Origin of the sequence: Streptomyces sp. NRRL S-495 (genome assembly GCF_000966955.1) — a bacterium.
Lineage (GTDB): Bacteria > Actinomycetota > Actinomycetes > Streptomycetales > Streptomycetaceae > Kitasatospora > Kitasatospora purpeofusca.
In genome coordinates this window covers 1-2,355 of sequence record NZ_JZWY01000904.1, presented here as the reverse complement: position 1 = coordinate 2,355, position 2,355 = coordinate 1, and the positions used below count along the sequence as shown (strand labels likewise).

At 77.0% G+C, this 2,355-nt stretch carries 1 protein-coding gene and 1 pseudogene; both read left to right on the top strand.

The features are described 5' to 3' along the window. Window positions 1-88: 88 nt before the first annotated feature. A pseudogene (locus VR45_RS50320) lies at window positions 89-709 on the top strand (methyltransferase); the annotation flags it as partial. 890 nt (window positions 710-1,599) lie between these two features. Then, window positions 1,600-2,355: condensation domain-containing protein (locus tag VR45_RS44875; RefSeq protein WP_353612749.1), on the top strand; the 756-nt coding region annotated here is incomplete at its 3' end.

The window sequence follows — 2,355 nt, the reverse complement described above, 5'->3', positions numbered from 1 at the left end:
GGGCCGGCCGGAGCTGACCGCCGAGCGGTTCGTCCCGCACCCGTTCGGGGCGGGCCCGCAGGACCGGCTGTACCGCACCGGGGACCTGGTGCGCCGCCGGCGGGACGGCGGCATCGAGTTCCTCGGGCGGCTGGACCACCAGGTGAAGGTGCGGGGCTTCCGGATCGAGCTCGGCGAGATCGAGAGCGAGCTGGCCCGGCGGCCCGAGGTCGGCCACGCGGTGGTGACGGTCCGGGAGGACGTCCCCGGTGACCAGCGACTGGTGGCGTACGTGGTGCCGGCGGCCGACGGGGGCTCCGGCCCGGCGGAGGAGTGGCCGGACCAGGTCGAGGAGTGGCGCCGGATCTGGGACACCGCCTACGACGACCCGGACGACGGCCCCGCCACCACCACGGCCCCCGCCGCCGCCGGTATTCCGGCCGAGGCCCGCCCCCGCTCGGTGCTGGAGATCGGCTGCGGCACCGGCCTGATCCTCCAGCGGGTCGCCCCGAAGGTCGAGCACTACTCGGGCACCGACATCTCCGAGGTCGCCCTCACCGGCCTGCGCGAGGTCGTCGACGGCGCCGGTGACACCCTCGGCGAGGTCGCGCTGCACCTCTGCGCGGCCGACCGGCTCGACCGGCTGCCCGAGCGGCTCTTCGACGTGATCGTGCTCAACTCGGTGGTCCAGTACTTCCCGGACGAGCGCTACCTGCTGCGGGTGATCGAGGGCGCGCTGCCCCGGCTCGCGCCGGGCGGCTCGCTGTTCCTCGGCGACATCCGCAGCCTGCCGCTGCTGGAGTCCTTCCACCTGTCGGTCCAGCTCGCCCACGCCGAACCGGGCCTGCCGCCCGCCCAGTTGCTCGCCCGGACCCGCCGCCGCCTGGCTGAGGACGAGGAACTCGTCTTCGACCCCGCGCTGTTCACCGCGCTGCCGAGCCGCTTCCCGGCCGTCCACGAGGTCCGGGTGCTGCCCAAGCGGGCCGCCACCGCCAATGAGCTGACACGCTTCCGCTACGACGTCGTCCTCACCACCGCACCGGACGCCACCGGACCGGACGCCACCGCCGCACCGGCCGCCACCACCGCACCGGAGGCCACCGCCGCGCCGGAGGCCCCGCCGGTGGACCCGCTGGACTGGGCCACCGAGGGCCTGACCGTGGCCGCCCTGCGCGAGCGGCTGGCGACCCGGCGGCCCCCGCTGCTCGCCGTCCGCGGCGTGCCCAACTCCCGCCTGCGCGAGCTCGCCGACACCCTCGGACGGCTCGACGAAGGCCCCGAGCCGCCCGCGGACCGGCCCGAGGCCGTGGACCCCGAGGAGCTCTGGGCCCTCGGCGAGGCGCTCGGCTACCGGATCGACCTCGACTGGTCCGAGCACGGCCCGGACGGCGCGCTCACCCTGCTCGCCCGCCGCCTCGACGCCGACGGCGGGCCCGCGTCCCTCGTCCCGAGCACCGTCCCGCCGCCGGCGACGGAGCCGGACTGGGGCCGCCTCGTCAACGGCACCCGGCGCCGGCTCGCCCGCCGGCTCGTCCCGGTGCTGCGCTCCGCCCTGGCCGAACGCCTGCCCGGCTACATGGTCCCCTCGGCGTTCGTCCTGCTGGACGCGCTGCCGCTGNNGTGTACGTCGCCCCGCGCGACGAGCGCGAGGAGGCGCTCTGCGCGCTGTTCGCCAAGGTGCTCGGGGTGCCGGCGGTCGGCGTCCACGACAGCTTCTTCGACCTGGGCGGCCACTCGCTGCTCGCCACCCGGCTGGTCTCCCAGATCCGGGCCGCCCTGGGCGCCGAGGTCCAGGTCCGGGCGCTGTTCGAGACCCCGACGGTGGCCGGACTGGCCGACCGCCTCGCCGCCGACGCCGCCGACGGCGCCGACCGGGCCCCCGGGGCGCCCCGCCCGGCACTGGCCCCCGAGGCCCGGCCCGCCGAACTGCCGCTGTCCTTCGCCCAGCGCCGGCTGTGGTTCCTCGACCGGCTGGAGGGCCCCTCCGCCACCTACAACATCCCGATGGCGGTGCGGCTGACCGGCCCCCTGGACGCCGACGCCCTGCGGGCCGCGCTCGCCGACGTGGTGGAGCGGCACGAGGCGCTGCGCACCGTCTTCCCCGACACCGGCGGGGTACCGCGGCAGCACGTCCTCGACCCGGCCGCCGCCCGCCCGGTGCTGACCGTGACCGCACCACCGGAGGCCGGGACCGCCGCAGCCGTACGCGCCGCCGCGCGGCACAACTTCGACCTCGCCCACCGGATCCCGCTGCACGCCGAGCTGCTGGTGCACGGCCCGGAGCGGCACACGCTGGTCCTGGTGGTGCACCACATCGCCGCCGACGGCTGGTCCGTCGCCCTGCTCGGACGCGACCTCGCCACCGCCTACACCGCG